Origin of the sequence: Mycobacterium sp., from assembly GCF_035603715.1 — a bacterium.
Classification (GTDB): Bacteria; Actinomycetota; Actinomycetes; order Mycobacteriales; family Mycobacteriaceae; genus Mycobacterium.
Map to the genome: position 1 here is coordinate 1 of NZ_DATNJW010000465.1, position 23924 is coordinate 23924.

A 23924-nucleotide genomic window follows, 5' to 3' on the forward strand; every position below is an offset into this window, starting at 1 on the left:
GGCAGCCGATTCCTGTCCCCGGAGGTGACCGCCGGTCTCACCGGACGGCGAAGCCTACGGCTTGACGGAAACCTGGTGATACCGCTGGCATTCCACCTCGGCTATCACCGACTGCCGTTCGACGTGATCCCCGGCTTCGGCCACGTCGGACTGGGCGGCTCGCTCGGGTGGGCCGATCCGGAGAGCGGCCTCGCGTTCGGATTTGTGCACAACCGGTTGCTGACTCCCTTCGTGGTCGTCGACCACGCCGGGTTCGTCGCGACGAGCGCCTTGCTGCGGAGGGGCGCAGCCCAGGCGCGCAAGGACGGGTTCGAGCGGGTGGCCGACTTCGGTTCGCCCTTCGCCGAGCCAGGAGCCGTTGCCGGCTAGCGGGGTAGGCGAGCCAGCGTGACCTCTAGAGAAGCCCGCGTACCCCGTCTCCCGCTGGACGAGGCCAAAGCCGCCGCGGACGAAGCCGGTGTGCCCGACTACATGGCCGAGCTGGCGATCTTTCAGGTGCTGCTGAACCACACCGCGCTGGCCGGTCGCCTGAACGATCTGCTCGCGCTCATGCTGTGGCACGGAAAACTCGACTCGCGGCTACGTGAGCTCGCGATCATGCGGATCGGTTGGCTCACCGCCTCCGACTACGAATGGACACAGCACTGGCGGGTCGCCCAGGGACTCGGGGTGAGCGCCGATGACCTGCTCGGCGTTCGGGATTGGCAGTCCCACGACGGGTTTGGCCCGACGGAGCGGGCGGTGCTTGCCGCCACGGATGATGTGGTGCGCGACGGCGCGGTAAGCGAGCAGAGCTGGGCGGCATGCAAGCGCGAGTTGGGCGCCGACCATGCGTTGCTCATCGAGCTCGTCGCCGCGATCAGTGGGTGGCGCATGATCGCATCGATTCTGCACAGCTTGCAGGTGCCGCTGGAAGACGATGTGGCGAGCTGGCCGCCGGATGGCCAGTCGCCCAACCGATAAACAGCCTCGTGTCTCTCGGCGGCCACGTCCGATTGACACGTCAATCACTAACTCATAGCCTTCCGGGCATGCAGACGGGGGTCGCGCGCATGCTCGGGGTGGAGTTCCCGATCTGCGCGTTCAGCCACTGTCGGGACGTGGTGGCTGCGGTGTCCAACGCCGGCGGGTTCGGTGTCCTGGGAGCGGTTGCGCACAGCCCGGAGCGCCTGGACGCCGAGCTCACCTGGATCGAGGAGCAGACCGGCGGTAAGCCGTATGGCGTCGACCTGCTCTTACCGCCCAAATATGTCGGCGCTGAGCAGGGCGGGATTGACGCTACGCAGGCCCGCGAACTGGTACCCGAACAGCACCGCGCGTTCGTCGACGACTTGCTGGTCCGCTACGGGATTGCGGTCCCCACCGACGAGGAGCGACTGCCGCCGGGCGACTTGAACATCTCGCCGAAGGGTTACCAGCCACTGCTCGATGTCGCATTCGCCCACCGCATCCGGCTGATCGCCAGCGCGCTGGGGCCGCCGCCGCCGGACCTGGTCACCCACGCTCACGACCGTGACGTGTTGGTCGCGTCGCTGGCCGGAACGACCGAGCACGCGCGGCGGCACGCCGCGGCCGGTGTCGACCTGATCGTCGCCCAGGGCACCGAGGCCGGCGGTCACACCGGCCAAGTTTCGACGATGGTGCTGGTCCCCGAGGTCGTCGACGCGGTGGCCCCGGTGCCGGTGCTGGCCGCGGGTGGCATCGCCCGCGGCCGCCAGATCGCCGCGGCGCTGGCTTTGGGCGCCGAGGGCGTGTGGTGCGGTTCGGTCTGGCTGACCACCGAGGAAGCCGAAACGATGCCCGTCGTCAAGGAAAAATTCCTGGCCGCCAGCTCATCGGACACCGTGCGATCGCGGTCGTTGACCGGCAAGCCCGCGCGGATGCTGCGCACCGCCTGGACCGATGAGTGGGAGCGGGCCGACAGCCCCGATCCGCTCGGGATGCCCTTGCAGAGCGCGTTGATCGGCGACCCCCAAATCCGTATCAACCGGGCCGCCGCCCAGCCCGACGCCAAAGCCCGCGAGCTGGCCACCTATTTCGTCGGTCAAGTCGTGGGCTCGCTGAACAAGGTGCAGCCGACCGCGTCAGTGGTGCTGGACATGGTCTCTGAGTTCATCGACGCCGTCGGGCGACTCGACGAGTTGGTGGACCGGTGAGCGGCGAGACCCGGACGCGTCGGCGGCCGGCGGTCAGCGACGACGACAAGCTGCGGCGGCGCGATGAGATCATGGCTGCGGCCAAAAAAGTGTTCGCGAGCAACGGTTTTCACTCGACAACAATCGCCGACGTCGCCAAAGAGGCGAATTTGGCATACGGCTCGATCTATCAGTACTTCGATTCAAAGGACGACCTGTTTGACGCACTGATGTCGGCCGAGGGATATGCGTTACGCACTCACGTCGCGGTGGCGCTGGCCGGTACCGGCGAGCGATCCGATAGGAGCTGGGCGCCATTGCATGCTGCTGTGCAGGCGACCTTCGAGTTCTTCGAAAAAGACAAGGCGACCGCCAAGCTGTTGCTGCGCGACGCTTACGCGTTGGGCGAACGGTTCGAGACGCACCTCAACAGCATCTACGAGTCGTTCATCGACGATATCGACCAGTACATGGCCGTCGCCCAGCAGCGCGGCAAAGTGATCAGCGCCCCGCCGCGGATGGTGGCCTACAGCCTGGCGGCGCTGATCGGGCAACTGGCTCACCGTCGGCTGATCACCGACGACGGCGTTACCGCCGCCGACGTCGCCGATTTCGTCGTCGAGTTCATCGGTAACGGGCTGCGGCCCCGCAAGAGCTCGAAGGTGGAGCCGTGAGTGTCAACGGTCCCATGCCGACTCGCCCGATGGTCAGCGAGCCGCGGCGTGACGAGATCATGACTGCCGCCAAGAACGTGTTCTCGCGCAACGGGTTTGACGCCACGACGACCGCCGATGTCGCCAAAGAGGCCGGTCTGGCGTTCGACGTCGTCTACCAGTACTTCGACTCGAAGGACGCCTTGTTCCAGGCGTTGATCGCCGAACAGGAGCACGCCCTGCGCACCCACGTGGCGGTCGCGCTGGCCGCAAGCGGCGCAAGCTTCGGATACGCGGAGGTGCCGTTTCGCGCCACACTGCGGGCGATGTTCGAGTTCTTCGAGGCCGATCGTGCCGCCACCAAGTTGCTGTTCCGCGACGCTTACACCAAGAACAACCGATTCAACGAGAAACTGGCCGGCGTCTACGAGCGTTACATCGACGACATCGAAGCCCTTGTCGTCGCCGGGCAGCGGCGCGGCGACATAGTGGCTGCACCGTCCAGGTTGGTGGCTTACACCCTGACCGTGCTGATCGGGCAGATTGCGCACCGTCGGCTGACCACCGACGACGGCATCACTGCGGCCGAGGCCGCGGACTTCATCGTCGCGCTGGTGATGAAGGGGTTGCGGCCCGACTAGCCCCCTGGCCAGGTTACGGAACCATAACGGCTGGTCAGGGGTCATCGGCGTGGCGAATTGACCCGGGCGGAATGTTCGGGCATCATCGTCAGGGTAAGCACCTCGTTAGGTGAGGCGTCTACACGGATACAGGCCACTGACCCCGAACGTCGAGAGACGCCCAGGGTCAGGACAGCTCCTCCCGGCTTAAGGGTTGAGCCCAAGTGGCTTCCGGCCTTGCATTTTTTTGTAGGCCCGGATACGCCGTGTAGTGCCGAAACTCTACGAGTGGGGTGCGGTTTCCCGCTCTGTCGGGTTCTGTATTCCTGCTTGCGTGCCATTTGTGCGGTAATCCGCACGTGCTGCGACCGCGAGGAGGTGAGGGACGCATGAGTTCCAGTGACAGTCCGGATCGATATCCGGGCTCCGTTTCGTCCCGAACCGGCCTGCGGCGCGTCGTCTTCAGCTGAGCCTTTCTCGGCCCAAGCGTTCTGCAGAGATCTGCTCCACGCCGTTTCGGACGGACATCGAATCCCGTTGTGCCCGTTTGATTTTCTGCGTAGGAGGCGATCATGACCGCTGTTCTGTACGACGAAGTAGTAGCGGCGACGTCCACACCTCGGCTCAGGGTGGTCCCTGACCCGACGCCGACCACACCGTCGACGCCGAAGACCTCCAAGCGGTCTGACCTTCCGATGACAGGCGCCGACCCGCTGGTCGAGGGCGCTGCTCGGCTGCTCTGTGTTCCGCTGCGGCAGCTCTACGCTGCGCTGTGGCGCGCGGGCATCCTGGAAGTGGGCGCCTGAAAGGCGCTCCGGCGGCTGCGTTGTGACGCTCCCGGTATCTGAGGCGTGATAAAGCTCCGGTACCGGGAGCGCTTCGTTACGGCTGCGCTGCGATGAAGGCCGACAGTCCTTGTTGATATGCGGCAAGGCTATGCCGCCAGCCGAGCTGGGCTTGCCCGCCGCTGTCGACACTGATTTGCGCGCCGACATGGACGTACGGCGCGGGCGGCAGCAAGGGAACGATGTCGAGAAAATTCACTACGCGGAAACAGCTTTCGATCGCAGCGTTGAACTTCTCGGCGAACTCACTCACTCCGACCCGGGGTCCGGCGAACGTAATCAGCCGCGGCTCGATCGTGTTCGGTGGCATGTTCTGGGCGATGTCAGGCGCCGCGAGAACTGCCAGTGCCGCACCAAGGCTGTGGCCGGTAATCAGGATCTGATCGCAGCCGGCCACCGCTGCGGACAGATGGGTGGCGATGTTATTGCGGACGAGCTGGTAGACCTCCTGAAAGCCGGAATGCACCTGCCCGAACCCGCTGATCGGACGGTAGTCGTCGGGTATCGCGTCGATATCGGCGATCCACTCTGCGAGATCGGATGTGCCGCGAAAAGACACGAATGCGGTTCGACTGGCCGGGTTCTGGCCCATCAGCCCGAAGATGTTGGTGTTGTTGGTCATCGCGGTCACGGCGGGATGCGGATTAGGCATCGCGGTGAGCATCACGGCGTCCGCCTGGATGAGGCTGGTCTGGCTGTAACCCGCCGGCAGAGCCGCGGTGTTGCCACCCATCACGGTGTAGGCCGCTTGCGCCAACGGCAGAGCGACGTCGCGCGCAAAAGTCGGGTCGAAAGCCACAGCCGCAGTCTAGGACGACCTCAGCGTCGGGACGCTCAACCTCTGTCTTGATGCTTGTTGAGCCAGATGTACGCTAACCTGCGAACCACCTTCTCACCGCTGACGACAGCGAACCCGGCTGCGACAGAGCCGAACTCAGGAGATGTCATTTCGATGCCCGACACGCACGCCTTTGACCGCGCGATTGCTCTCGAGGTTGTCGACGACGATGTCGTCCGGGGCACTACTCGGCCTGAGTGGGCGAACATGGTCGGACCCTTCGGCGGTGTCACGGCCGCGACCTTGCTGCGGGCTATCCAAGTGCATCCCGATTGTCTTGGTGAACCGGTGGCATTGACGGTGAATTTCGCCGCGCCCATTGCCGACGGCGATTTCGAGATTTCGCGCCGGGCGCCGCGCACCAACCGCACCAATCAACACTGGATCGTCGAACTCAGTCAGGATGGCGCGGTCAAGACCACGGCCACCGCGATATTCGGGATCCGCCGCGACACCTGGTCAGACACCCAAGCGGAGCCACCGGCCGCGCCGGCGCCAGAGCAGATATCCCGCGGCAGTCGCGACAACCTGCCGGTCTGGACTGAGTTGTACGACATGCGTTTTGCTGAAGGCTCGTTCTCCGGTGGGGCAGTGCAGACAGGGTCGTCCTCGACGACCACGCTTTGGGTACGCGACGCCGCGCAGCGCCAGGTCGACTTTCCGGCACTGACCGCGATGTCCGACATCTTTTTTCCGCGAGTGTATTTGCGTCGCGGGGTAATTCCCGCCGGCACCATTTCCATGACCACGTATTTTCACGCCGATAGTCAGCATTTGGACGCCCTCGGCGGCGACTACATTCTGGCGACGGCCCGCGCTGACCGCTTCGACCGTGGATTCTTCGACCAGAATGCGCAGCTGTGGAGCCGTGCGGGTGTGCTGTTGGCGACCACCTACCAGATCGTCTACTTCAAGGGCTGATCGAGTTCAGGGCTTCTTTTTGGTAATCCGCGCTTCGGTGTGGGCCAACGGCACGACGTGCCCCTGCGCACACTGGACCTGGGAAACAATCGACGCTCCGCACCCGTCGCCGTGCACCAGTTCCAGGCGTCTGGAGTCGCCCTGCAGCAGCAATCCGAACTCGATCAGGCTGACGATCACCGGGAAGAGCTCGCGACCCCGGCTGGTCAGCACGTACTCGTAACGGGTTCGCTGGCCGGGCTCCTGGTAGGGCTGCTTGGTCAAGATCCCCGCTTCAACCAACTGCTTGAGCCGAATCGCGGCCATTTGCTCGGTGATGTCGGCCTTACGCGCGAGGTCTTCGAATCGTCGTGCACCCCAAAACACTTCGCGCAGTAGCAGCAGCGCAGAGTTGGTGCCGATGTCTTTCAGCGACCGTTCGATCGGGCACCATTCATGGGTGACCGATCGATCGTCGCCGGTCCCGCGTCCGCTGAGCGTCATGACATCAGATGTGGCGGTCATGGCGCCAGCGTAGCTCGGCTGACACTAATTCTCATGAGTCAGCGGGCCGGGGTCGCCCGGGTTTGGGTGCGCCGTAGAATTGCCTGCACGGCGTCGATCCGGCCATCACCGGGGAGCCTTCGGAAGAACAGCCGCCGGCAGCACTCAATAGGCCCAGTAGAACCGAACGGGTAGGCCCGTGACAGCCGACTTTGAGCGGCCACGCCGATGCGTGGCAAGCGGGGTGGTACCGCGGCGCTTGCGCACCAGCGCGACGTCGTCCCCGTGCCTGAGAGCGGCACATGGAGACGACGCGCAGTGACCGAGAAAACCTATCCGAAGCCCGCCGGCGGTGCGCCCGATCTGCCGGCGCAGGAACTCGAGGTCCTCGAGTACTGGGCGGCCGACGATACGTTCCAGGCCAGTATCGCCCGTCGCGCCGACGCCCCTGAGTATGTGTTCTACGACGGGCCGCCCTTCGCCAATGGTCTGCCGCACTACGGGCATCTCCTCACCGGATACGTCAAGGACATCGTCCCTCGGTACCGGACCATGCGCGGATACAAAGTGGAGCGCCGTTTCGGGTGGGACACCCACGGCCTGCCGGCCGAACTCGAGGTCGAGCGGCAGCTCGGCATCACCGACAAATCTCAGATCGACGCAATGGGTATCGCCGCCTTCAACGACGCCTGCCGTGAATCGGTGTTGCGGTACACCGACGAATGGCGGGCGTATGTGACCCGGCAGGCACGGTGGGTCGACTTCGACAACGATTACAAGACGCTTGATCTGCCCTACATGGAATCGGTGATCTGGGCGTTCAAGCAGCTGTGGGACAAAGGGTTGGCCTACGAGGGCTACCGCGTGCTGCCGTATTGCTGGCGCGACGAGACTCCGCTGTCCAACCACGAACTGCGGATGGACGATGACGTCTACCAGAGCAGGCAAGACCCGGCCCTTACCGTCGGATTCGCAGTCCCAGAAGGGGATTTGGCGGGTGCTCACCTCCTGGTGTGGACCACTACACCCTGGACGCTGCCGTCGAACCAGGCCGTGGCCGTCAATCCCGACGTTACCTACGTGCAGGTGCGCGCCGGCGAGCACCGTGTCGTGCTGGCGGAGGCCCGATTGGCCGCCTACGCACGAGAACTCGGCGACGAGCCGGAAATACTGGGCAGCTACCGCGGTAGCGACCTGGTCGGTGCCACGTACCGGCCGCCGTTCCCGTACTTCATGGACTCGCCCAACGCTTTTCAGATACTCAGCGCCGACTTCGTGACCACCGATGACGGCACCGGGATCGTGCACTTGGCCCCGGCCTACGGTGAGGACGACAAGGAGACCGCCGACAAAGCCGGCATCGTGCCGGTGACCCCCGTCGACGCCAGAGGCCGCTTCGACGGGACGGTTCCGGATTACCGGGGGCAGCACGTCTTCGACGCGAACCCGCAGATCATCCGCGACTTGAAGAATCACACCGGTCCGGCCGCTGCCAACGGTGCGGTGCTGATCCGGCAGGAGACCTACGATCACCCCTACCCGCACTGTTGGCGATGCCGCAATCCGCTGATCTACCGCGCGGTTTCATCGTGGTTCATCAAGGTCACCGACTTCCGTGACCGCATGGTCGAGCTCAACCAGCAGATCACCTGGTACCCCGAACACGTCAAAGACGGTCAGTTCGGCAAATGGCTGCAGGGTGCGCGAGACTGGTCGATTTCACGAAATCGATACTGGGGCACGCCCATTCCGGTGTGGGTCTCCGACGATCCGGCCTATCCACGGATCGACGTCTACGGCAGCCTCGACGAGCTCGAGCGCGACTTCGGCACTCGGCCCGACAACCTGCACCGGCCTTATATCGATGAGCTCACCCGGGCCAACCCCGACGACCCGAGTGGACGTTCGACGATGCGGCGCATCCCGGACGTGTTCGACGTGTGGTTCGACTCCGGCTCAATGCCTTACGCCCAGGTGCACTATCCGTTCGAGAACCGGGACTGGTTCGACACGCACTACCCTGGCGACTTCATCGTTGAATACATCGGGCAGACCCGCGGCTGGTTCTACACGCTGCACGTGCTGGCCACCGCACTGTTCGACCGGCCGGCATTCAAGACCTGTGTGGCGCACGGGATCGTGCTGGGCAGCGACGGCCAGAAGATGAGTAAGTCGCTGCGCAACTATCCCGATGTCAGCGAGGTGTTCGACCGCGACGGGTCCGATGCCATGCGGTGGTTCCTGATGGCCTCGCCGATCCTGCGCGGCGGCAACCTGATCGTGACTGAGCAGGGCATTCGCGACGGCGTGCGCCAGGTACTGCTGCCGTTCTGGAACGCCTACAGCTTCCTGGCCCTCTACGCGCCGAAAGTCGGCACCTGGCGGGCTGATTCGGCGCACGTACTGGACCGCTACATCCTGGCCAAACTCGCGGTGCTGCGCGACGACCTGACCGCGGCGATGGATGGCTGCGACATCTCGGGGGCATGCGAGCAGTTGCGCCAATTCACCGAGGCGCTGACGAACTGGTATGTGCGACGGTCACGTTCGCGGTTCTGGGAGGAAGACCGCGACGCGATCGACACGTTGCACACCGCGCTAGAAGTGACCGCGAGGCTAGCCGCGCCGCTGCTGCCGATGACCACGGAGATCATCTGGCGCGGGATCACCGGTGAGCGCTCTGTGCATCTGTCCGACTGGCCGGCGGCCGACCTGCTGCCCGTGGACCCCGAGTTGGTCGCCGCGATGGACCAGGTGCGCGAGGTGTGCTCGGTGGCGTCGTCACTGCGCAAGGCGAAGAAGCTGCGGGTCCGGCTGCCGCTGCCGAAGCTGACTGTGGCGGTGGAGAATCCGCAGCGATTGGCGCCGTTCACCGATCTGATCGCCGACGAGCTCAACGTCAAGGCGGTGGAGCTGACCGACGACATCGCCGGCTACGGTCGTTTCGAGCTGACGGTCAACGCCAAAGTTGCGGGTCCGCGGTTGGGCAAGGACGTGCAGTCCGCGATCAAGGCGGTCAAGGCCGGTGAGGGCGTCGTCAATGCCGACGGCACATTGACCGCCGGTCCTGCGCTGCTGCTGCCCGAGGAGTACAGCTCGCGGCTGGTGGCCGCCGATCCCGAGTACACCGCGCCGTTGCCCGGCGGGGCCGGGCTGGTGGTACTGGACGCCACCGTCACGCCCGAGCTCGAGGCCGAGGGCTGGGCCAAGGACCGCATCCGGGAATTGCAGGAGCTGCGCAAATCGGCCGGCCTCGATGTCTCCGACCGGATCAGCGTGGTCATGTCGGTGCCGGCCGGGCGAGCAGAGTGGGCCGGCGTTCATCGCGACCTGATCGCCGGCGAAATCCTGGCCACCAGCTTCGAATTCGGCGAACCGACCGACGGCGCCGAGATCGGCGACGGCGTGCGGGTGGCTATTTCGAAGAGTTGAGCACCGCGACGGTAGCCAGCGTGACGTACTGCATGGTGAAGGCGCCCCCGATCGAATCGATCACTGCCCCCACGGTATCCAGCACGGTGGCCAGCTGCTCCGGGGGTAGGACGGTCAGCTGACCGGTGGTGGCCAGATGGTCAAGCCACTCGTCGCGGGTGTAGTGCCGCTGCCATTCGAAGCGCCACTGCTCGGGTTCGGCGAAGCCGCCTGCGGCGTGGATGCCATCCACTGCCCGGCTGAGATTGCGTTGCTGGAGGTCGAGACCGGGGCTCTTCAGCGGTCCGTCGGGAGCGACGCGGTTCAGGACCTCATCGAAGGGCTCGGCGACTTCGGTGGGCGGATCGAAGACATGCCAGTACAACGCCAGCAGCCCGTGCGGCCGCAACACCTGCGCTGCCTTGTCGGCGCCGAGCACCGGGTCGACCCAATGCCAGGCCTGTCCCGCGACGACGGCGTCGAAGGATCGGCCGCGCGCGTCCCACTCCTCGAATTTGCCGATCTCGACCTCGATCCCGGTCTGCCTGGCGAATCCGGCCATCCGGGCGTCCACGTCGACGCCGAGCACATTGATGCCGGATGCCCGATACTGGCGCGCCCCGATGCCGGTGCCGCAGCCGACATCCAGGAAGTCGGTGCCGGGGCTGGCGGCGATGACGCGCTGTATCAGCTCGTCAGGGTAGGCCGGGCGTGCCCGGTCGTATCGTCCGGCGTCTATTCCAAAAGATTCCGCTACGTGCCGCAGCTGGTGCGGCATCTCCTCGACTGACATGCGTCGACGTCTACACCACGAAACCCCGTCCTTGCCAGGGGCTGTGGAGATCGGTGACAACCCGCGGGCCATGCTGTCTAAGGTTTGACCGCGAAAGTGCATCTGCCGAGGGATTTCTCGAGTAGACGCGTCGGTGGTTGCACTTTCGGCGATGAGGATGGGTCTTGGAATCACCGTTCGTCGGAACTGACGCGCTGCGGGCCAAGCGTGTGACCGAGCATGAGCTCCGCCGGTCGTGCACGCGTGTCTACCGCAACGTCTACCTGGGTCGTGGAGTAGAGCTAAACGCAGAAAGCCGTGCCGTTGCTGCCTGGCTTTGGTCGGGAAAAGAAGCAATTGTCGCGGGTAACTCCGCGGCGGCGCTGCTCGGCGCGAAGTGGGTCGATGCGCGGGAACCCGCTGAACTCATCTCCGCTCGAAAACGTCCGCCGCCGTTGATCGTCACACGTAACGAGACGCTGCTGGCCGGTGAGACCGTGACCGTCAACGCGATTCCGGTGACATCGCCCGCCCGCACAGTCTTTGACCTGGGTCGACGACCCGGTCTCCAGCGCGCCGTCATCCGTATCGACGCTCTGGCTCGCGCCACGGCTGTCAGGGCCGCCGATGTCGAAGCGCTGATCGGCGTCCATCGTGGAGCTCGCGGCCTGCGGCAGCTGCGGCGGGTGCTGCTACTTGTCGATGCCGGCGCCGAGTCACCTCAGGAGACGCGGACGAGGTTGCTGGTCATGGCCGCGGGTTTACCGCGGCCGCAAACGCAGATCGAGGTCCTCAACGACTGGGGCAGGGTGCTGGCCCGGATCGACATGGGGTGGCCGGAGATCAAGGTCGGCATTGAGTACGACGGTGCACAGCACTGGACCGACTCCCGCGTCCGCGCTAACGACATCGACCGCACCGCAGACCTTCAGCGCAGGGGATGGATCCTGATCCGGGTAAGCGCTGACCTACTGCGCTATCGCCCTGACGTGGTCATATCGCGGGTCCGCGAGGCGCTACGCTCGCGCGGTCTCCGGGTATGACGCCGCGAGAGTGCAATCGGCGACACGTTTCTCGAGTAGACGCCTCGCTGGTTGCACTCTCGCGGCTAACGCTTGACCGTCCGCCAGCCCAATAGCATCGGGGATTGTGGATTCCCGCTGGGTGCTGCACCTGGACATGGACGCGTTCTTCGCGTCCGTCGAGCAGCTCACCCGGCCCACGCTGCAGGGTCGGCCGGTGCTGGTCGGCGGGCTGGGCGGACGTGGCGTGGTGGCCGGTGCCAGCTACGAGTCGCGGGTGTTCGGGGCCCGGTCGGCCATGCCGATGCACCAGGCACGCCGGCTGATCGGTGTGACCGCGGTCGTGCTGCCGCCGCGCGGCGCGGTGTACAGCGTCGCCAGCCGCCGGGTGTTCGACACCGTGCGCACCGTGGTACCGCTCGTCGAGCAGCTCTCCTTCGACGAGGCGTTCGGCGAGCCGCCGGAACTGATCAGCGCATCCGAGACCGAGGTCGAGGAGTTCTGCGCGCAGTTGCGCCGACGGGTACGCGACGAGACCGGCCTGATCGCCTCCGTCGGCGCCGGGTCGGGCAAACAGATCGCCAAGATCGCGTCCGGTCTGGCCAAACCCGATGGCATCCAAGTCGTCCGGCGTGCCGACGAGCAACGGCTGCTGGACGGCCTCGCCGTGCGCAAGCTGTGGGGGATCGGCCCGGTTGCCGAGGAGAAACTGCATCGGCTGGGCATCGAGACGATCGGGCAGCTGGCTGCGCTGAGCGAAGCCGAGGCCGCCAACATCCTGGGTGCGACGATCGGGCCCGCGCTGCACCGGCTGGCGCGTGGGATCGACGACCGCCCGGTGGCCGAACGCGCTGTGGCCAAACAGATCAGCGCCGAATCCACCTTCGCCACCGATCTGACCACGCTCGACGAATTGCGCGAGGCGATCGCCCCGATCGCCGAGCATGCCCACCAACGACTCTCTCGTGACGGTCGTGGCGCCCGGACCGTCACCGTCAAGCTGAAAAAATCGGATATGAGCACGCTGACCCGCTCGGCAACCCTGCCGTATGCGACCACCGACGCCGCCGCGCTGGCCGCGATGGCCCGGCGGCTGCTGCTCGATCCGCGCCAGATAGGGCCGATTCGCCTACTGGGCGTGGGCTTTTCGGGCCTGACCAATGTGCGGCAGGACTCGTTGTTCCCGGACTTGGAGCTGGCGATGCTGGATACCGATCAGGGAGCCGACACCGTGCACGCCGAGCGGGACGCTGTCGCGCCGGCGGCGACGGACACCCAGTGGCGGATTGGAGATGACGTCGCACACCGCGAGCTGGGGCACGGCTGGGTACAGGGCGCCGGCCACGGCGTGGTCACCGTGCGGTTCGAAACCCGCGGCTCGGGGCCGGGCCCGGCGCGAACATTCGCCGCCGACACCGACGACATCGCCCGGGCGAATCCGCTCGACAGCCTCGACTGGCCCGACTACCTTGCCGCCGTCGCTGAAAGCTCGTCAGCCCAGGCGACCGACGACGTCGCGCAGGGGTAACCGCGCCGCCAACGCGGCCATGGTCAGCACCCTCGCCTGACTCGGCGGCAGAGACACCATCACCGCTCCGGCATCGACCAGATCATGGCCCGGGCCGTATCCGGGGCTGACCCGCCCGCCGGTGACCCGGGTGCACACCGCGATCACCACACCGTCGCGGCAGTGCCTTCGCACCCCGTCGATCACCGCGTCGGGGGCGTTACCGGAACCGAGCGCTTCCAGCACGATGCCGCCCGCACCCGCAGTCACGCACGCGTCCATCGCCGCCGCGTCAGCTCCCGGATACGCCGCGACGATGTCGACTCGCGGTGCTGTTGCCGCGCTGAGCTCGCCGAGGAAGTGACGACTCTTGGTTTGCAGGATTCTCACCCCGCCGTTGACGCTGCCGAGCAGCTCGCCCGCGAACGCGTGCGCGACCGCCACCTTGTGCAGGCCGGCCGGCTGCAATATCCGCCCGGCGAACGACACCAGCACCCCGAGATCGCGGGCGCCGGGATCCGAGGCCACCGCCACCGCATCGCGCAGATTCACCGGCCCGTCCGCGTCCGGCGCGTCGGCGCTGCGCATAGCACCGGTGATCACCAGCGGAACCGCGCCCTCGTAGGTCAGATCCAGCCACAACGCCGTCTCCTCGAGGGTGTCGGTGCCGTGCAGCAAGACCACGCCCTGGGCGCCGCCGGCCGCCTCGCGCACCGCCGCACCGATCAGATCCCAGTCGGACGGGATCAACTGCGAACTGTCCTTGGCCATCACGTCGACGACATCGACGTCGAGGCCGGCGGCCAATTCCGCTCCACCGCGGCTCGGCCGCCACACTCCGTCGGCTGCGGTGGTACTGGAGATCGTCCCGCCGGTCGCGATGACCGTCACTCGGCTCACCCGGAGATCATCCCGCATCGCGCGGCGCGCCCGGGCGCGGCGGGTCTCCGTGGCACCCCTAGTGGATGATGGAGGCGTGACGGACCAACCAACGGGCTCGGCTGAGCCGGTGACCGAGGCCGATGCGGCCGGAGAAGCCGAGGCGCCGCAGACCCCTCGGAGGCGGCAGCCGCTGCTGTTGTCGATCGCGGCGGTCGTGCTCGCCCTCGATATCGTCACCAAAGTGCTGGCGGTCAAGCTGCTGACCCCCGGCCAGCCCGTGCCGATCATCGGCGACACCGTGACCTGGACGTTAGTTCGCAACTCCGGGGCCGCGTTCTCGATGGCTACCGGCTACACGTGGATGCTGACGCTGATCGCGAGCGCGGTCGTGGTCGGGATTTTCTGGATGGGACGCCGGTTGGTGTCGCCATGGTGGGCGGTCGGCCTCGGGATGATCCTGGGCGGCGCGATGGGGAACCTGGTCGACCGGTTCTTCCGCTCACCGGGCCCGTTGCGCGGGCACGTCGTGGACTTCTTGTCCATCGGGTGGTGGCCGGTGTTCAACGTCGCCGACCCGTCGGTGGTTGGCGGAGCAATTCTTCTGGTCACGTTGTCGGCGCTCGGATTCGATTTCGACACCGTCGGCCGCCGGACGGCCGACGACGCGGCGGATGAGCCTGCCGAGCACGTCGACGACACTCAATGACCGATCGGTCGATGCCGGTGCCCGAGGGCCTCGCGGGCATGCGCGTGGACGCCGGAGTGGCGCGGCTGCTCGGGGTGTCGCGCACAACCGCCGCGGCACTGGCCGAAGACGGCGGAGTCGAGCTGGACGGGGCGCCGGCCGGCAAGTCGGATCACCTGACTGCGGGAGCGTGGCTCCAGGTCCGGCTGCCCGAGCCGCCCGCGCCGCTGGAGAACACGCCCGTCGAGATCGAGGGCATGACGATCCTGTACTCCGACGACGACATCGTGGCCGTCGACAAGCCGGCCGGGGTTGCCGCGCATGCGTCGGTGGGCTGGACCGGGCCGACCGTGCTCGGCGGCCTGGCCGCGGCCGGCTACCGGATCACCACCTCCGGCGTGCACGAGCGGCAGGGCATCGTGCACCGCCTCGACGTCGGTACTTCCGGAGTCATGGTCGTTGCGATCTCTGAGCGGGCGTACACGCTGCTCAAGCGGGCGTTCAAACAGCGCACCGTCGACAAGCGTTATCACGCTCTGGTGCAAGGACATCCGGATCCGTCCAGCGGCACCATCGACGCACCGATCGGCCGTCATCGGGGCCACGACTGGAAATTCGCCGTCACGTCCGACGGTAGGCACAGCCTGACCCACTACGACACCGTCGAAGCGTTCGTCGCCGCGAGCCTGCTCGACGTACACCTGGAAACCGGCCGTACACACCAGATTCGGGTGCACTTCGCCGCACTGCACCATCCCTGCTGTGGCGACCTGACCTACGGCGCGAACCCAAAACTCGCGAAAAAGCTTGGGCTGGAACGCCAATGGCTACATGCCCGGTCGCTGTCCTTTACCCATCCTGGCGACGGGCGGCAGATGGAGATCGTCAGCCCCTACCCACCGGATCTGCAACACGCGCTGGACGTCCTGCGCGACGACGGCTAGTTTCGCGCTCGGCGCGGATAGCCCTTCGCCTCGTCGACCCATTCTCTTTCGATCCGGCCGATCTCCAGCGACAGCAGTGCCACAGTCGGGTTGTCGCAGTTGACGTCAAGAGCGGTGCGGTATTTGGCGGCTTCGCCAGTGTTGGGCAGGTGTGGTCGCAGGCCTTCGAACCACTCGTCGCCGACGGCGTTGGGCGGGTCGTGGTCGCGAGGTCCGGCAGCCCATTGGCGATAGGTATCCCGGGCATTCGCCAAGCCGGCTCGCCAGCTTTGGACCGAGTCGTGCCGCCGAGATTGCAGGCTGGACATCATCTGGTGCTTCTGCTCAGAGCTCGCCGCCATCCGCGGCAGCCAGGTGTCGCCGATAACTCTGACGATGCCCAAGACGCCCGCCGTCGACGCGCCCGCCACCAGACCCATGAGGCCCATGCCCGCCATGCTCATACGCAGATCGTCGCATCCAGACTCGGTGATCGCTATGGCTTGCGGGCCTCGACGAGCAGCCGCGTCGAATGCGCCACGAAGCTACCGCTCGCCTCGATCTGCTCATGCATGTCGCGCAGCCGATCGTGATAGCGCTCGACGGTGAAGTCCGGCACCGTCCAGATCACCTTGCGCAGGAAGTAGATCACCCCGCCGATGTCGAAGAACTCCGCCCGAAGCCGCTCCATGCGCATCTGCACCACCTGCAGGCCGGCGGCTTGGGCCTGCGTGGTCTGGATTTCCGGCTGCAGCTCGGCCCATTTGTGTGGCTGAGGACCGAGGAAATATTCGAACAGCTCCGACATCGTCGCGGGCCCGATCTGCTGCGCGAGGTAGCCGCCACCGGGCCGAAGCACCCGGGCGATCTCGTGCCAGCGCACCACCGTCGCGTGCCGGCTGGTCACCAGGTCGAACGCCTCGCCGGCGAACGGCAGGGACGCCTCGTCGCGGGTTGCCACCACCACGACGCCGCGCGGGTGCAGCAGCTTCGTCGCCAGCGCCGCGTTCGGCGGCCACGACTCGGTGGCGACCATCGTGGGCGGGAAGGTCTCCGCTCCGGACAGCACCTCGCCGCCGCCGGTATCGATGTCCAGGGCGGCTGACACCGTGGCCAACCGCTGACTCATCAGTCGCTGGTACCCCCACGAGGGTCGTTCCTCGGTGGCGCGGCCGTCCAGCCAGGAGAAGTCCCAGCCGTCGATCGGCGCGGCGGCGGCTTCGGACACCAACTCGTCGAATGACCGGCTCATCCCTGCATTGTCGTTGACGGGTCGTGAAATCGTAGGTCACTGTTGTGAATTGGCCCACATGCCGTTATGGAGTGGAAACCACGACACAGTCGTGCAAGCCTGCGGCAGATCCGGGGATGTTCGGGTCGGCGTTGCGGTGCAGCAGTGCGCGGGTCGGCACCACCCGCTGCGGCTTTCGACGTTTTTGCGGGCTTGGTACCCATCCTCAAAGCGTAGGTGCCGAACGGCAGGGCCGACCTGCCTCACAGCGACGGGAACTGGACCGGCAGCTCGATTTTGTTCAGCGGTGTCAGAGTGCCTCTGGGATAGACGTTCACATCGACGTACTGCGCCTTGGTGATGTCCATCGCGTAGTAGTCGTGGGCTGAATCGTCGTCTTTCGACATGTTGCCGCGCTCGTCCTTCGCGCGGCACCTCAGCGTGTACTCACCCGCAGTGACGTTCTCCCAGGTGAATGTCCATCCGACCCAGGCCCACTTGCCCATTGGTGAGTCGAGTTTTGCGTACGACCAGGTATTTCCGCCATCGACGCTGACCTCCACGCTGTCGACGCGAAGTCCGCCGGCCCAGGCGCGACCGCGCAGCTCGACAGCCGACGTCTCCTCGAGGTGGCGGATCCGGCAGAGGAAGTCGGGGATGCCCGGTGGGACCATCAGTGCCCGAACCTGCTGGAAGGTGGCGGGGATGCGGTTGGGGTCGTTGTCGTTTTGGGCGTAGCTGTACCACTTCATCTGGCGCTCGGTGAGCCTGGTGGAGGTCGCTTCGATCGAGTCGATCCATTTGACGTTCGTCATGCCCAACCAGCCGGGGACCAGTAGCCGCAGCGGGAATCCGTGCTGGGGTGGCAATGGCTGGCCGTTGATCTCGTAGCACAGCAAGACGTCGTTGTCGGGGTTCATCACGTAATCCACGGTCAGGCTGCGCTGGAAGTACTGGACTTCGCCCCCCTGGATGCCCTTGTCGAGACCGGTGAACAGAATCTCCACGGCATCGTCTTCCAGGCCGGCTTCCTCGAGCACCCCACGCAGCGGCGTGCCGGTCCACTCGGCCGTCCCGATTGCGTCGTGATTCCACGGGACGTGCGCCCACAGGCGCCACCTCTGACTCGCTCTGCCGTTGCCGCAGCATTCCATCGTGGCCGGAATGGTGACCTTCGGCCGGCTACGGAAGTAGTCCATGTCCAGAGTCAGCTCGTTCTTTACCAGGCCGTCGACCTTGACTCGATAACTCGTCTCGTCGATCTGGGGGATGTCGTAGTGGATCAGCAGGTAGTGCATCCCGATCGGTGTGATCGGGTAGGCCAGACCCTCGAGTTGCATTCCGTGGCAGCGGCTTTTGCCGTCGACCTCCATGACGGTGAAATTGTCCAGACGATCGGTGTGTGCCCAGTCCTGGTAAGCGGGCACGTCGGCTTGGGTGTCCACGTCCAGGGTGAACCGCTTGCCGTTCGCGGTCGGGTAGGTGGAATCTGAGGTCATGGTTTCTCCATGCGCTGGTTCCAATATGTTGTGGCCGGACCCAAGCACCCATACCGCGAGAGGACCGGACACCCATTATTTCCTTGAACCGCTTTTGATTTCTACCGGAAGATTCGCCGACTGCCGCCGCAGGGGATAATGGCCAGCGATGCTTTTGCAACGCGAGCGGGCGACCAAGATCCGGGCGGCGCCGTGACGATCACGACGCTCGGTGTCCCGTTGGTGCCGCGTCAGCCCGCGGGTTGCGCCCCATCCGCGGGTCCCCTGATCGACAGCTACGGACGATCGGCGACCGACCTACGGGTGTCGCTGACCGATCGTTGCAACCTGCGGTGTACCTACTGCATGCCTGCGGATGGTCTGCCATGGCTGGGCGCGGAGCGACTGCTGGCGCCCGACGAGATTGTCAGGCTGGTTCGGATTGCCGTGACCCGACTGGGCGTGACGAAGGTGCGGTTCACCGGTGGAGAACCGTTGCTGGCCAAGCACCTTGAGCACGTTGTCGCCGAGGCAGCTGCCCTGCGGCCGCGCCCGGAACTCGCGCTGACCACCAACGGGGTGTTGTTGTCGCGACGTGCGGAGGCCCTCGCCCGCGCCGGCGTGGACCGGGTGAACGTGTCGCTGGACAGCATGGACTCCGCGCACTTCTCGGCCATCACCCGCCGCGACCGACTGACCGACGTGTTGGCCGGCCTGGCCGCGGCGTCCGCGGCGGGGTTGCGGCCGGTCAAGGTGAACGCGGTGCTGGACCCGGTGACCGGCCTGGACGACGCAGTCGCGCTGGTGCGGTTCTGCCTCGAGCATGATTATCAGCTGCGGATCATCGAGCAGATGCCGCTCGACGCCGGACACCACTGGCGGCGTCAGACGATGGTCACCGCCGATCAGGTGCTCGCGGAACTTGAGCGCCAAGCGTTCGCGGTGACACCCGACATCACCCCGCGGGGCGCGTCGCCGGCCGCGCTGTGGCGAATCACCGATGCCGCGACAGGCCGCACCGGCAACGTCGGGCTCATTTCCTCGGTGTCACAACCGTTCTGCTCGACGTGTAACCGAACCCGGCTGACGGCCGACGGACAGTTGCGTAGTTGCCTGTTCGCCACGGAGGAAACCGACTTGCGGGCGTTGCTGCGCAACGGCGTCGACGACGCCGGAATCGAGGCGGCTTGGCGGGCGGCGATGTGGGACAAACCGGCAGGACACGGGATCAACGCGCCGGACTTCGTCCAGCCGCAGCGGTCGATGAGCGCGATCGGCGGCTGAGGTGACTGCCGGGACAGCGCGCCTGATCGAGGTCGGTGTGCGGTACTTCGCGGCCGCCCGCGCCGCCGCGGGTTCCGACTCCGAAGAGCTGACCGTGCGAGACGGCGCCACGGTCGGGGACCTCGTCGATGAGCTGAGCACCCGGAGTCCCGAACTGGCCCGGGTAATGCTGCGGTGCTCGTATCTATGCGACGGGGTGGCGGTGCACGACAAGGCGCAGCCCCTGTACTCGGGCAACACGATCGACGTCCTGCCGCCGTTCGCCGGGGGATAGCCCTACGCCGAGCCCACCCATTCGTCGCCTCCGTCGGCGAAGAATTGGTGCTTCCACACCGGCAGCCGCTGCTTGATGGCGTCCACAAGTTCCGCGCAGGTACCGAATGCGGCCTGGCGATGGTCGGCGGCGACCGCTACGACCAGGGCGGCCTCGCCGACGTGCAGCACGCCAACCCGGTGGCTGGCCGCAACCGCCCGCACTCCGGCCGATTTGGTGGCGACGTCAGCGACCACCTCGGCGATGACGTCGGCGGCCGACGGGTGCGCGGAGTACTCCAGCTTCAATACGTGCCGCCCGCCGTCGTGGTCGCGAATCGCACCGACGAATCCCACGACAGCTCCCGCCGCATGATGGCGCACCAGTTCCTCGTGTTCGGCCAGCACAATCGGCTGGTCCGTCAGCGCCGCCCGCACGACCCGAGCTAGCGCCGGACCACGACTTTCCATGAAAAGCAACTATATTGACAACTTCGAGATTTTCGACAGCGAAGGCACGGCTGGGTGGAGTTTGTCGATGATTGATAGCCAACGGTTTTCGGACTGACGGTATGCGGTCGGTCGAGGAGCATCAACGCGTCGTCGCCGAGTTGATCACCGCGCGGCCCGCCGTGGCCGTCGAGTTGCGCGACGCCGAAGGACTGGCGCTTTCCGAGGATGTGAACGCGGCGTTGTCGCTGCCGGTATTCGACAATTCCGCGATGGACGGCTATGCCGTACGCGCCGATGAAGTGGCTTCGGCAACAGCTGAGCATCCGGTGAAATTGCCTGTCGCCGAGGATATTCCGGCTGGCCGCACCGACATCCCCACACTCGCGACTGGGACCGCACATCGCATCATGACCGGTGCGCCGATCCCAGCCGGGGCGACCGCAATTGTGCCCGTCGAGGCCACCGACGGCGGGACCGACGTCGTCACGATCACCACGCCCAGCGCAGAGGGGCGTTACATCCGCCGAGCGGGCGAGGACGTCGCGGCAGGCACCACGGTGCTGCGGGCCGGGCAGGTGGTGACCCCGGCGGTGGTCGGGTTGGCTGCCGCACTCGGCCTGCACCGACTGACAGTGGTCCCGCGCCAGCGCGTCCTGGTGATCTCCACCGGATCTGAACTCGTCTCGCCCGGTGCTGCGCTGCGCCCAGGACAGATCTACGAGTCGAACTCGCTCATGCTGGCCGCCGCGATCCGCGAAGCCGGCGCCGACGTGGTCGCCGCGGTGACCGCCAGCGACGACGTACAACACTTCACCGCAGTGCTCGACCAGTACGCCGCAGAATCGGATCTGATCATCACCAGCGGCGGCGTCAGCGCAGGCGCATACGAGGTAGTCAAGGACGCTTTCGGGCGAACCGGCGATCAGGGCGTGGAGTTCGTCAAAGTGGCTATGCAGCCCGGCATGCCGCAGGGCACCGGCCGAGTCGCCGGCACACCGATCGTCACAGCGCCGGGAAATCCGGTGAGTGCCCTGGTGTCCTTCGAGGTCTTCATCCGTCCGGCGCTGCGCTCCGCGATGGGATTGCCGGCGCCGCAACGGCCGCGGCGATCGGCGGTGCTGGCCGAGACGCTGACCGCACCGGCCGGTAAACGCCAGTTCCGCCGAGGGGTCTTCGACCCCGCCACCAACACCGTCGCGAGCCACGGTCCGGCCGGCTCACATCATGTGGGCTACCTGGCGTCGGCGAACTGCCTGATCGACATTCCGGTAGACGCGACCGAGGTCTCGGCCGGCACGCAGGTGCAGGTCTGGGACATCGACTAACCCGGCAAGTGCCGTGAGGCTGCCAGAATGGGTGGCGATGTCTGACGCCGCACCCACGCCACCCACCGGTCCGCTCTCGCATATCAATGCCGCGGGAGCGGCGCACATGGTGGACGTCACCGAGAAGACGGCCACCCGGCGCACGGCGGTCGCCGCGGGGTCGCTACGCACGTCCGCGCAGGTGGTGCAGCTGATTTCGGCTGGCGGCCTGCCCAAGGGCGACGCGCTGGCCACCGCGCGGGTGGCCGGCGTTCTGGCCGCCAAGCGCACCAGCGAGCTGATTCCGCTGTGTCACCAATTGGCGCTGACCGGCGTCGACGTCGATTTCACGATCGGCGAGACCGACGTCGATATCACTGCGACGGTGCACAGCACCGATCGCACCGGTGTGGAGATGGAGGCGCTCACCGCGGTGAGCGTGGCCGCGTTGACGCTCTACGACATGATCAAGGCCGTGGACCCGGCGGCGCGGATCGACGACATTCGGGTGCTGCGCAAAGACGGCGGTCGGCACGGAATCTGGACCCGCTGATGACGGGCCGATCGGCGGTGGTGGTGATCGCCTCGACCCGCGCGGCGGCCGGTGTGTACGACGACCGATGCGGGCCACTGATCACGGAATGGCTTGAACAGCACGGGTTTTCGTCGGTGCGGCTGGTACTTGTCGCGGATGGCGAACCGGTCGGTAAGGCGCTGCGTGATGGGGTCACCGACCGCGTCGACGCGGTGATCACGTCAGGAGGGACCGGTATCTCGCCGACCGACGAGACACCGGCCCAGACCAAGGCAGTGCTCGATTACGAGATTCCTGGGTTGGCCGACGAGATTCGGCGTTCCGGCCTGCCGAAAGTGCCGACTTCGGTGCTGTCGCGCGGACTGTGCGGGGTGGCGGGTCGGACTCTGGTGGTCAACCTGCCCGGCTCACCGGGCGGGGTGCGCGACGGCCTCGGGGTGCTCGCCGGCGTGCTCGATCATGCGCTGGACCAGATCGGCGGCAAAGATCACTCGTGACGTGCGCGCCGCGTCTGAATCACCCTGACTGCCCACCAAATCACCAGCGCCCCAACCAGAGCCACCGCGAGGTTGCTCAGGAAGCCGGTGATGCCGACCGCAATGGCCAGCGCCCAATGCCAGAATCCCCGTAGGTCTTTCAGCAGTGTGATGTGCAGCAGGCCGGCCACCGTCAAGAGACCCGCGAGAATCGGCACCGGGAAACCTGACAGGGCCACGGTCAGGGTCGCTCCCATCACCAGGGCCAATGCAATGAGTATGCTGCCCAACATGATCGGGGCGCCCCCGCTGCGCGCGCCGAAGGTGCGGTGCGCGGTCATCCCGCCCGCGCCGTGGCACACCGGCATACCGCTGATCGAGCCGGCGAACAGGTTCGCCAGCCCGATCGTGGTCGCCAACCGTCCCGGCCGTACCCGCTGGGCCGCGTCGCCGAAATAGGTACGGGCGGTGTCCGCGGTAGCCAGGCACGAGTTCGCGAACGACAGCGGCACCTGTGGAAGCACCAGGGCGACGGCGGCCGCGGCGAACGCGGCCCGGCTCAGGTGCGGGACGTGCACCACCGACGGTCCGACGGTGAATGAACCGTGGAAGGCCAGGATCATCGCCACCACGGCGATGGCGAGAAAAACCAAGGTGATCTGGTGACGCCGCAGCAACAGCGCGACGGCGATCACCACAACGGTGGCGCCGGCCAGCCACCAGACCGAGTGCCGGTGGTCGGTGAACGCCTTCGGCGTGCTGGACACCAGCCTCCATGCCAACTGGCAGAACAGCAGTCCTACCGAAAGTTGGATCCCCCGAATAATCGGAAGGGGGAACACTTTTGCGACCCAATCCAATAGGCCCGATGCGCCCAGGACCAGAAAGAGCAGGCCCATCAGCAGTGCGCCGGCCGCGATGTCGTCGGCGCCGAAACCGTGCGCGATCGCGATCGCCCCGAACGCCTTCAACGGTTGCACCGGTACCGGTAACCGATAGACCAGACCGGCCACTACGTAGAGCAGACCGGCCGGCAACAACACCGCCGTCGGTGTCAGACCGTTCTTCACGATCAGTGCCACCGCGATCGGGACCAGTACGCCCAGATCGCCTACCGCCCCGGCCAATTCCGCGCGATCGAATCGAAATGGGCTTGGCCCTGACTCGAGCTCCGCTGGCGCCGTGCCGACCATGTCAGCACTCTAATGCAGAGC

25 protein-coding genes, 2 pseudogenes and 1 riboswitch are annotated in these 23924 nt (G+C 66.2%); of the genes and pseudogenes, 17 read left to right on the forward strand and 10 right to left on the reverse strand.

Annotated elements, in window-relative coordinates; genetic code table 11:
- The 6 genes and pseudogenes from VN856_RS19235 to VN856_RS19260 form a co-directional block, all read left to right on the forward strand.
- Positions 1-369, forward strand: a pseudogene (locus VN856_RS19235) (esterase); the annotation flags it as partial.
- A gap of 18 nt (positions 370-387) precedes the next feature.
- On the forward strand, positions 388-963 hold the full coding sequence (locus VN856_RS19240; protein ID WP_325691891.1) for a carboxymuconolactone decarboxylase family protein: 576 nt from the start codon (positions 388-390) through the stop codon (positions 961-963).
- A 68-nt stretch (positions 964-1031) separates the two neighbouring features.
- Positions 1032-2156: a nitronate monooxygenase family protein gene (locus tag VN856_RS19245; protein WP_325691893.1), complete on the forward strand. Its 1125-nt coding sequence runs from the start codon at positions 1032-1034 to the stop codon at positions 2154-2156.
- Entirely contained in the window at positions 2153-2809 is a 657-nt protein-coding gene (locus VN856_RS19250) for a TetR/AcrR family transcriptional regulator (RefSeq protein WP_325691895.1), read from the forward strand. The genes VN856_RS19245 and VN856_RS19250 overlap by 4 nt, the downstream gene beginning before the upstream one ends.
- A 14-nt stretch (positions 2810-2823) precedes the next feature.
- On the forward strand, positions 2824-3429 hold the full coding sequence (locus tag VN856_RS19255; protein ID WP_325691935.1) for a TetR/AcrR family transcriptional regulator: 606 nt from the start codon (positions 2824-2826) through the stop codon (positions 3427-3429).
- Positions 3430-3523: 94 nt separating this feature from the next.
- A riboswitch (M-box (ykoK) riboswitch) is annotated at positions 3524-3708 on the forward strand.
- Positions 3709-3980: 272 nt separating this feature from the next.
- Positions 3981-4214 carry an Rv1535 family protein gene (locus tag VN856_RS19260; RefSeq protein WP_325691896.1) on the forward strand — a complete coding sequence of 78 codons (234 nt, stop codon included), beginning with the start codon at positions 3981-3983 and terminating at the stop codon, positions 4212-4214.
- A gap of 76 nt (positions 4215-4290) precedes the next feature.
- Here the strand turns inward: VN856_RS19260 and VN856_RS19265 are convergent, their stop codons facing one another.
- On the reverse strand, positions 4291-5052 hold the full coding sequence (locus tag VN856_RS19265) for a lipase family protein (RefSeq protein WP_325691898.1): 762 nt from the start codon (positions 5050-5052) through the stop codon (positions 4291-4293).
- Between the two features lie 153 nt (positions 5053-5205).
- Between VN856_RS19265 and VN856_RS19270 the strand changes: the two genes are divergently transcribed.
- Positions 5206-6012 (forward strand): thioesterase family protein, encoded by an 807-nt coding sequence (locus VN856_RS19270; RefSeq protein WP_325691900.1) that lies wholly within the window; start codon positions 5206-5208, stop codon positions 6010-6012.
- Positions 6013-6018: 6 nt separating this feature from the next.
- On the opposite strand, the gene VN856_RS19275 is transcribed toward VN856_RS19270, so the two are convergent.
- Positions 6019-6516, reverse strand: a complete 498-nt coding sequence (locus VN856_RS19275) for a helix-turn-helix domain-containing protein (RefSeq protein ID WP_325691902.1) — start codon at positions 6514-6516, stop codon at positions 6019-6021.
- Between the two features lie 297 nt (positions 6517-6813).
- On the opposite strand from VN856_RS19275, the gene ileS reads away from it, so the two are divergent.
- The gene (gene ileS, locus VN856_RS19280; RefSeq protein WP_325691904.1) at positions 6814-9927 is read left to right on the forward strand and encodes an isoleucine--tRNA ligase; all 3114 of its coding nucleotides are present in this window, start codon (positions 6814-6816) and stop codon (positions 9925-9927) included.
- Here the strand turns inward: ileS and VN856_RS19285 are convergent.
- Positions 9911-10699, reverse strand: coding sequence for a class I SAM-dependent methyltransferase (locus VN856_RS19285; protein WP_325691906.1), 789 nt, complete (start codon positions 10697-10699; stop codon positions 9911-9913). The two genes, ileS and VN856_RS19285, sit on opposite strands and share 17 nt — an antisense overlap.
- Before the next feature lie 164 nt (positions 10700-10863).
- Between VN856_RS19285 and VN856_RS19290 the strand changes: the two genes are divergently transcribed.
- Both VN856_RS19290 and VN856_RS19295 read left to right on the forward strand, forming a co-directional pair.
- Positions 10864-11721, forward strand: a complete 858-nt coding sequence (locus tag VN856_RS19290; RefSeq protein WP_325691908.1) for a DUF559 domain-containing protein — start codon at positions 10864-10866, stop codon at positions 11719-11721.
- A gap of 121 nt (positions 11722-11842) precedes the next feature.
- On the forward strand, positions 11843-13228 hold the full coding sequence (locus VN856_RS19295; protein ID WP_325691937.1) for a DNA polymerase IV: 1386 nt from the start codon (positions 11843-11845) through the stop codon (positions 13226-13228).
- On the opposite strand, the gene VN856_RS19300 is transcribed toward VN856_RS19295, so the two are convergent.
- A complete protein-coding gene (locus tag VN856_RS19300; protein WP_325691910.1) occupies positions 13193-14125 on the reverse strand; it encodes an asparaginase in 933 nt (310 codons plus the stop codon). The two genes, VN856_RS19295 and VN856_RS19300, sit on opposite strands and share 36 nt — an antisense overlap.
- 58 nt (positions 14126-14183) lie before the next feature.
- Here VN856_RS19300 and lspA point away from each other — a divergent pair, with 58 nt between their 5' ends.
- Together lspA and VN856_RS19310 are read left to right on the forward strand one after the other, a co-directional pair.
- Entirely contained in the window at positions 14184-14795 is a 612-nt protein-coding gene (lspA, locus tag VN856_RS19305) for a signal peptidase II (RefSeq protein WP_325691912.1), read from the forward strand.
- Positions 14792-15718, forward strand: coding sequence for an RluA family pseudouridine synthase (locus tag VN856_RS19310; RefSeq protein ID WP_325691914.1), 927 nt, complete (start codon positions 14792-14794; stop codon positions 15716-15718). The genes lspA and VN856_RS19310 overlap by 4 nt, the downstream gene beginning before the upstream one ends.
- Here VN856_RS19310 and VN856_RS19315 read toward each other — a convergent pair.
- The 4 genes and pseudogenes from VN856_RS19315 to VN856_RS19330 form a co-directional block, all read right to left on the reverse strand.
- Entirely contained in the window at positions 15715-16161 is a 447-nt protein-coding gene (locus tag VN856_RS19315) for a hypothetical protein (RefSeq protein ID WP_325691916.1), read from the reverse strand. The genes VN856_RS19310 and VN856_RS19315 overlap by 4 nt on opposite strands.
- A gap of 32 nt (positions 16162-16193) precedes the next feature.
- Entirely contained in the window at positions 16194-16949 is a 756-nt protein-coding gene (locus tag VN856_RS19320; protein ID WP_325691918.1) for a class I SAM-dependent methyltransferase, read from the reverse strand.
- A 64-nt stretch (positions 16950-17013) separates the two neighbouring features.
- Positions 17014-17112, reverse strand: a pseudogene (locus VN856_RS19325) (pyridoxamine 5'-phosphate oxidase family protein); the annotation flags it as partial.
- Between the two features lie 79 nt (positions 17113-17191).
- A complete protein-coding gene (locus VN856_RS19330; RefSeq protein WP_325691919.1) occupies positions 17192-18427 on the reverse strand; it encodes a molybdopterin-dependent oxidoreductase in 1236 nt (411 codons plus the stop codon).
- 192 nt (positions 18428-18619) lie between these two features.
- Here VN856_RS19330 and moaA point away from each other — a divergent pair, with 192 nt between their 5' ends.
- On the forward strand, positions 18620-19690 hold the full coding sequence (gene moaA, locus VN856_RS19335) for a GTP 3',8-cyclase MoaA (RefSeq protein WP_325691921.1): 1071 nt from the start codon (positions 18620-18622) through the stop codon (positions 19688-19690).
- A gap of 1 nt (position 19691) precedes the next feature.
- Entirely contained in the window at positions 19692-19964 is a 273-nt protein-coding gene (locus tag VN856_RS19340) for a MoaD/ThiS family protein (RefSeq protein ID WP_325691923.1), read from the forward strand.
- 2 nt (positions 19965-19966) lie between these two features.
- On the opposite strand, the gene VN856_RS19345 is transcribed toward VN856_RS19340, so the two are convergent.
- On the reverse strand, positions 19967-20413 hold the full coding sequence (locus VN856_RS19345) for a molybdenum cofactor biosynthesis protein MoaE (protein WP_325691925.1): 447 nt from the start codon (positions 20411-20413) through the stop codon (positions 19967-19969).
- Positions 20414-20514: 101 nt separating this feature from the next.
- On the opposite strand from VN856_RS19345, the gene glp reads away from it, so the two are divergent.
- From glp to VN856_RS19360, 3 genes are read left to right on the forward strand one after another with little or no spacing between them, the layout of a single operon-like run.
- A complete protein-coding gene (glp, locus tag VN856_RS19350) occupies positions 20515-21720 on the forward strand; it encodes a gephyrin-like molybdotransferase Glp (RefSeq protein WP_325691927.1) in 1206 nt (401 codons plus the stop codon).
- Between the two features lie 37 nt (positions 21721-21757).
- Positions 21758-22252, forward strand: coding sequence for a cyclic pyranopterin monophosphate synthase MoaC (moaC, locus tag VN856_RS19355; protein WP_325691929.1), 495 nt, complete (start codon positions 21758-21760; stop codon positions 22250-22252).
- Positions 22252-22731, forward strand: coding sequence for a MogA/MoaB family molybdenum cofactor biosynthesis protein (locus VN856_RS19360; protein ID WP_325691931.1), 480 nt, complete (start codon positions 22252-22254; stop codon positions 22729-22731). Before moaC ends, VN856_RS19360 begins: the two co-directional genes overlap by 1 nt.
- Here the strand turns inward: VN856_RS19360 and VN856_RS19365 are convergent.
- A complete protein-coding gene (locus VN856_RS19365; RefSeq protein WP_325691933.1) occupies positions 22722-23903 on the reverse strand; it encodes a putative sulfate/molybdate transporter in 1182 nt (393 codons plus the stop codon). The genes VN856_RS19360 and VN856_RS19365 overlap by 10 nt on opposite strands.
- Positions 23904-23924 lie beyond the last annotated feature (21 nt).

Bases quoted from the DNA above. Each gene is read 5' to 3' on its own strand.
- VN856_RS19365 (WP_325691933.1), bottom strand. From the start codon at position 23,903: ATGGTCGGCACGGCGCCAGCGGAGCTCGAGTCAGGGCCAAGCCCATTT.
- VN856_RS19360 (WP_325691931.1), top strand. From the start codon at position 22,252: ATGACGGGCCGATCGGCGGTGGTGGTGATCGCCTCGACCCGCGCGGCG.
- VN856_RS19330 (WP_325691919.1), bottom strand. From the start codon at position 18,427: ATGACCTCAGATTCCACCTACCCGACCGCGAACGGCAAGCGGTTCACC.
- VN856_RS19310 (WP_325691914.1), top strand. From the start codon at position 14,792: ATGACCGATCGGTCGATGCCGGTGCCCGAGGGCCTCGCGGGCATGCGC.
- VN856_RS19285 (WP_325691906.1), bottom strand. From the start codon at position 10,699: ATGTCAGTCGAGGAGATGCCGCACCAGCTGCGGCACGTAGCGGAATCT.
- VN856_RS19320 (WP_325691918.1), bottom strand. From the start codon at position 16,949: ATGAGCCGGTCATTCGACGAGTTGGTGTCCGAAGCCGCCGCCGCGCCG.
- VN856_RS19300 (WP_325691910.1), bottom strand. From the start codon at position 14,125: ATGCGGGATGATCTCCGGGTGAGCCGAGTGACGGTCATCGCGACCGGC.
- moaC (WP_325691929.1), top strand. From the start codon at position 21,758: ATGTCTGACGCCGCACCCACGCCACCCACCGGTCCGCTCTCGCATATC.
- VN856_RS19345 (WP_325691925.1), bottom strand. From the start codon at position 20,413: ATGGAAAGTCGTGGTCCGGCGCTAGCTCGGGTCGTGCGGGCGGCGCTG.
- VN856_RS19260 (WP_325691896.1), top strand. From the start codon at position 3,981: ATGACCGCTGTTCTGTACGACGAAGTAGTAGCGGCGACGTCCACACCT.
- VN856_RS19315 (WP_325691916.1), bottom strand. From the start codon at position 16,161: ATGAGCATGGCGGGCATGGGCCTCATGGGTCTGGTGGCGGGCGCGTCG.
- VN856_RS19275 (WP_325691902.1), bottom strand. From the start codon at position 6,516: ATGACCGCCACATCTGATGTCATGACGCTCAGCGGACGCGGGACCGGC.
- glp (WP_325691927.1), top strand. From the start codon at position 20,515: ATGCGGTCGGTCGAGGAGCATCAACGCGTCGTCGCCGAGTTGATCACC.
- VN856_RS19270 (WP_325691900.1), top strand. From the start codon at position 5,206: ATGCCCGACACGCACGCCTTTGACCGCGCGATTGCTCTCGAGGTTGTC.
- VN856_RS19255 (WP_325691935.1), top strand. From the start codon at position 2,824: ATGCCGACTCGCCCGATGGTCAGCGAGCCGCGGCGTGACGAGATCATG.
- VN856_RS19245 (WP_325691893.1), top strand. From the start codon at position 1,032: ATGCAGACGGGGGTCGCGCGCATGCTCGGGGTGGAGTTCCCGATCTGC.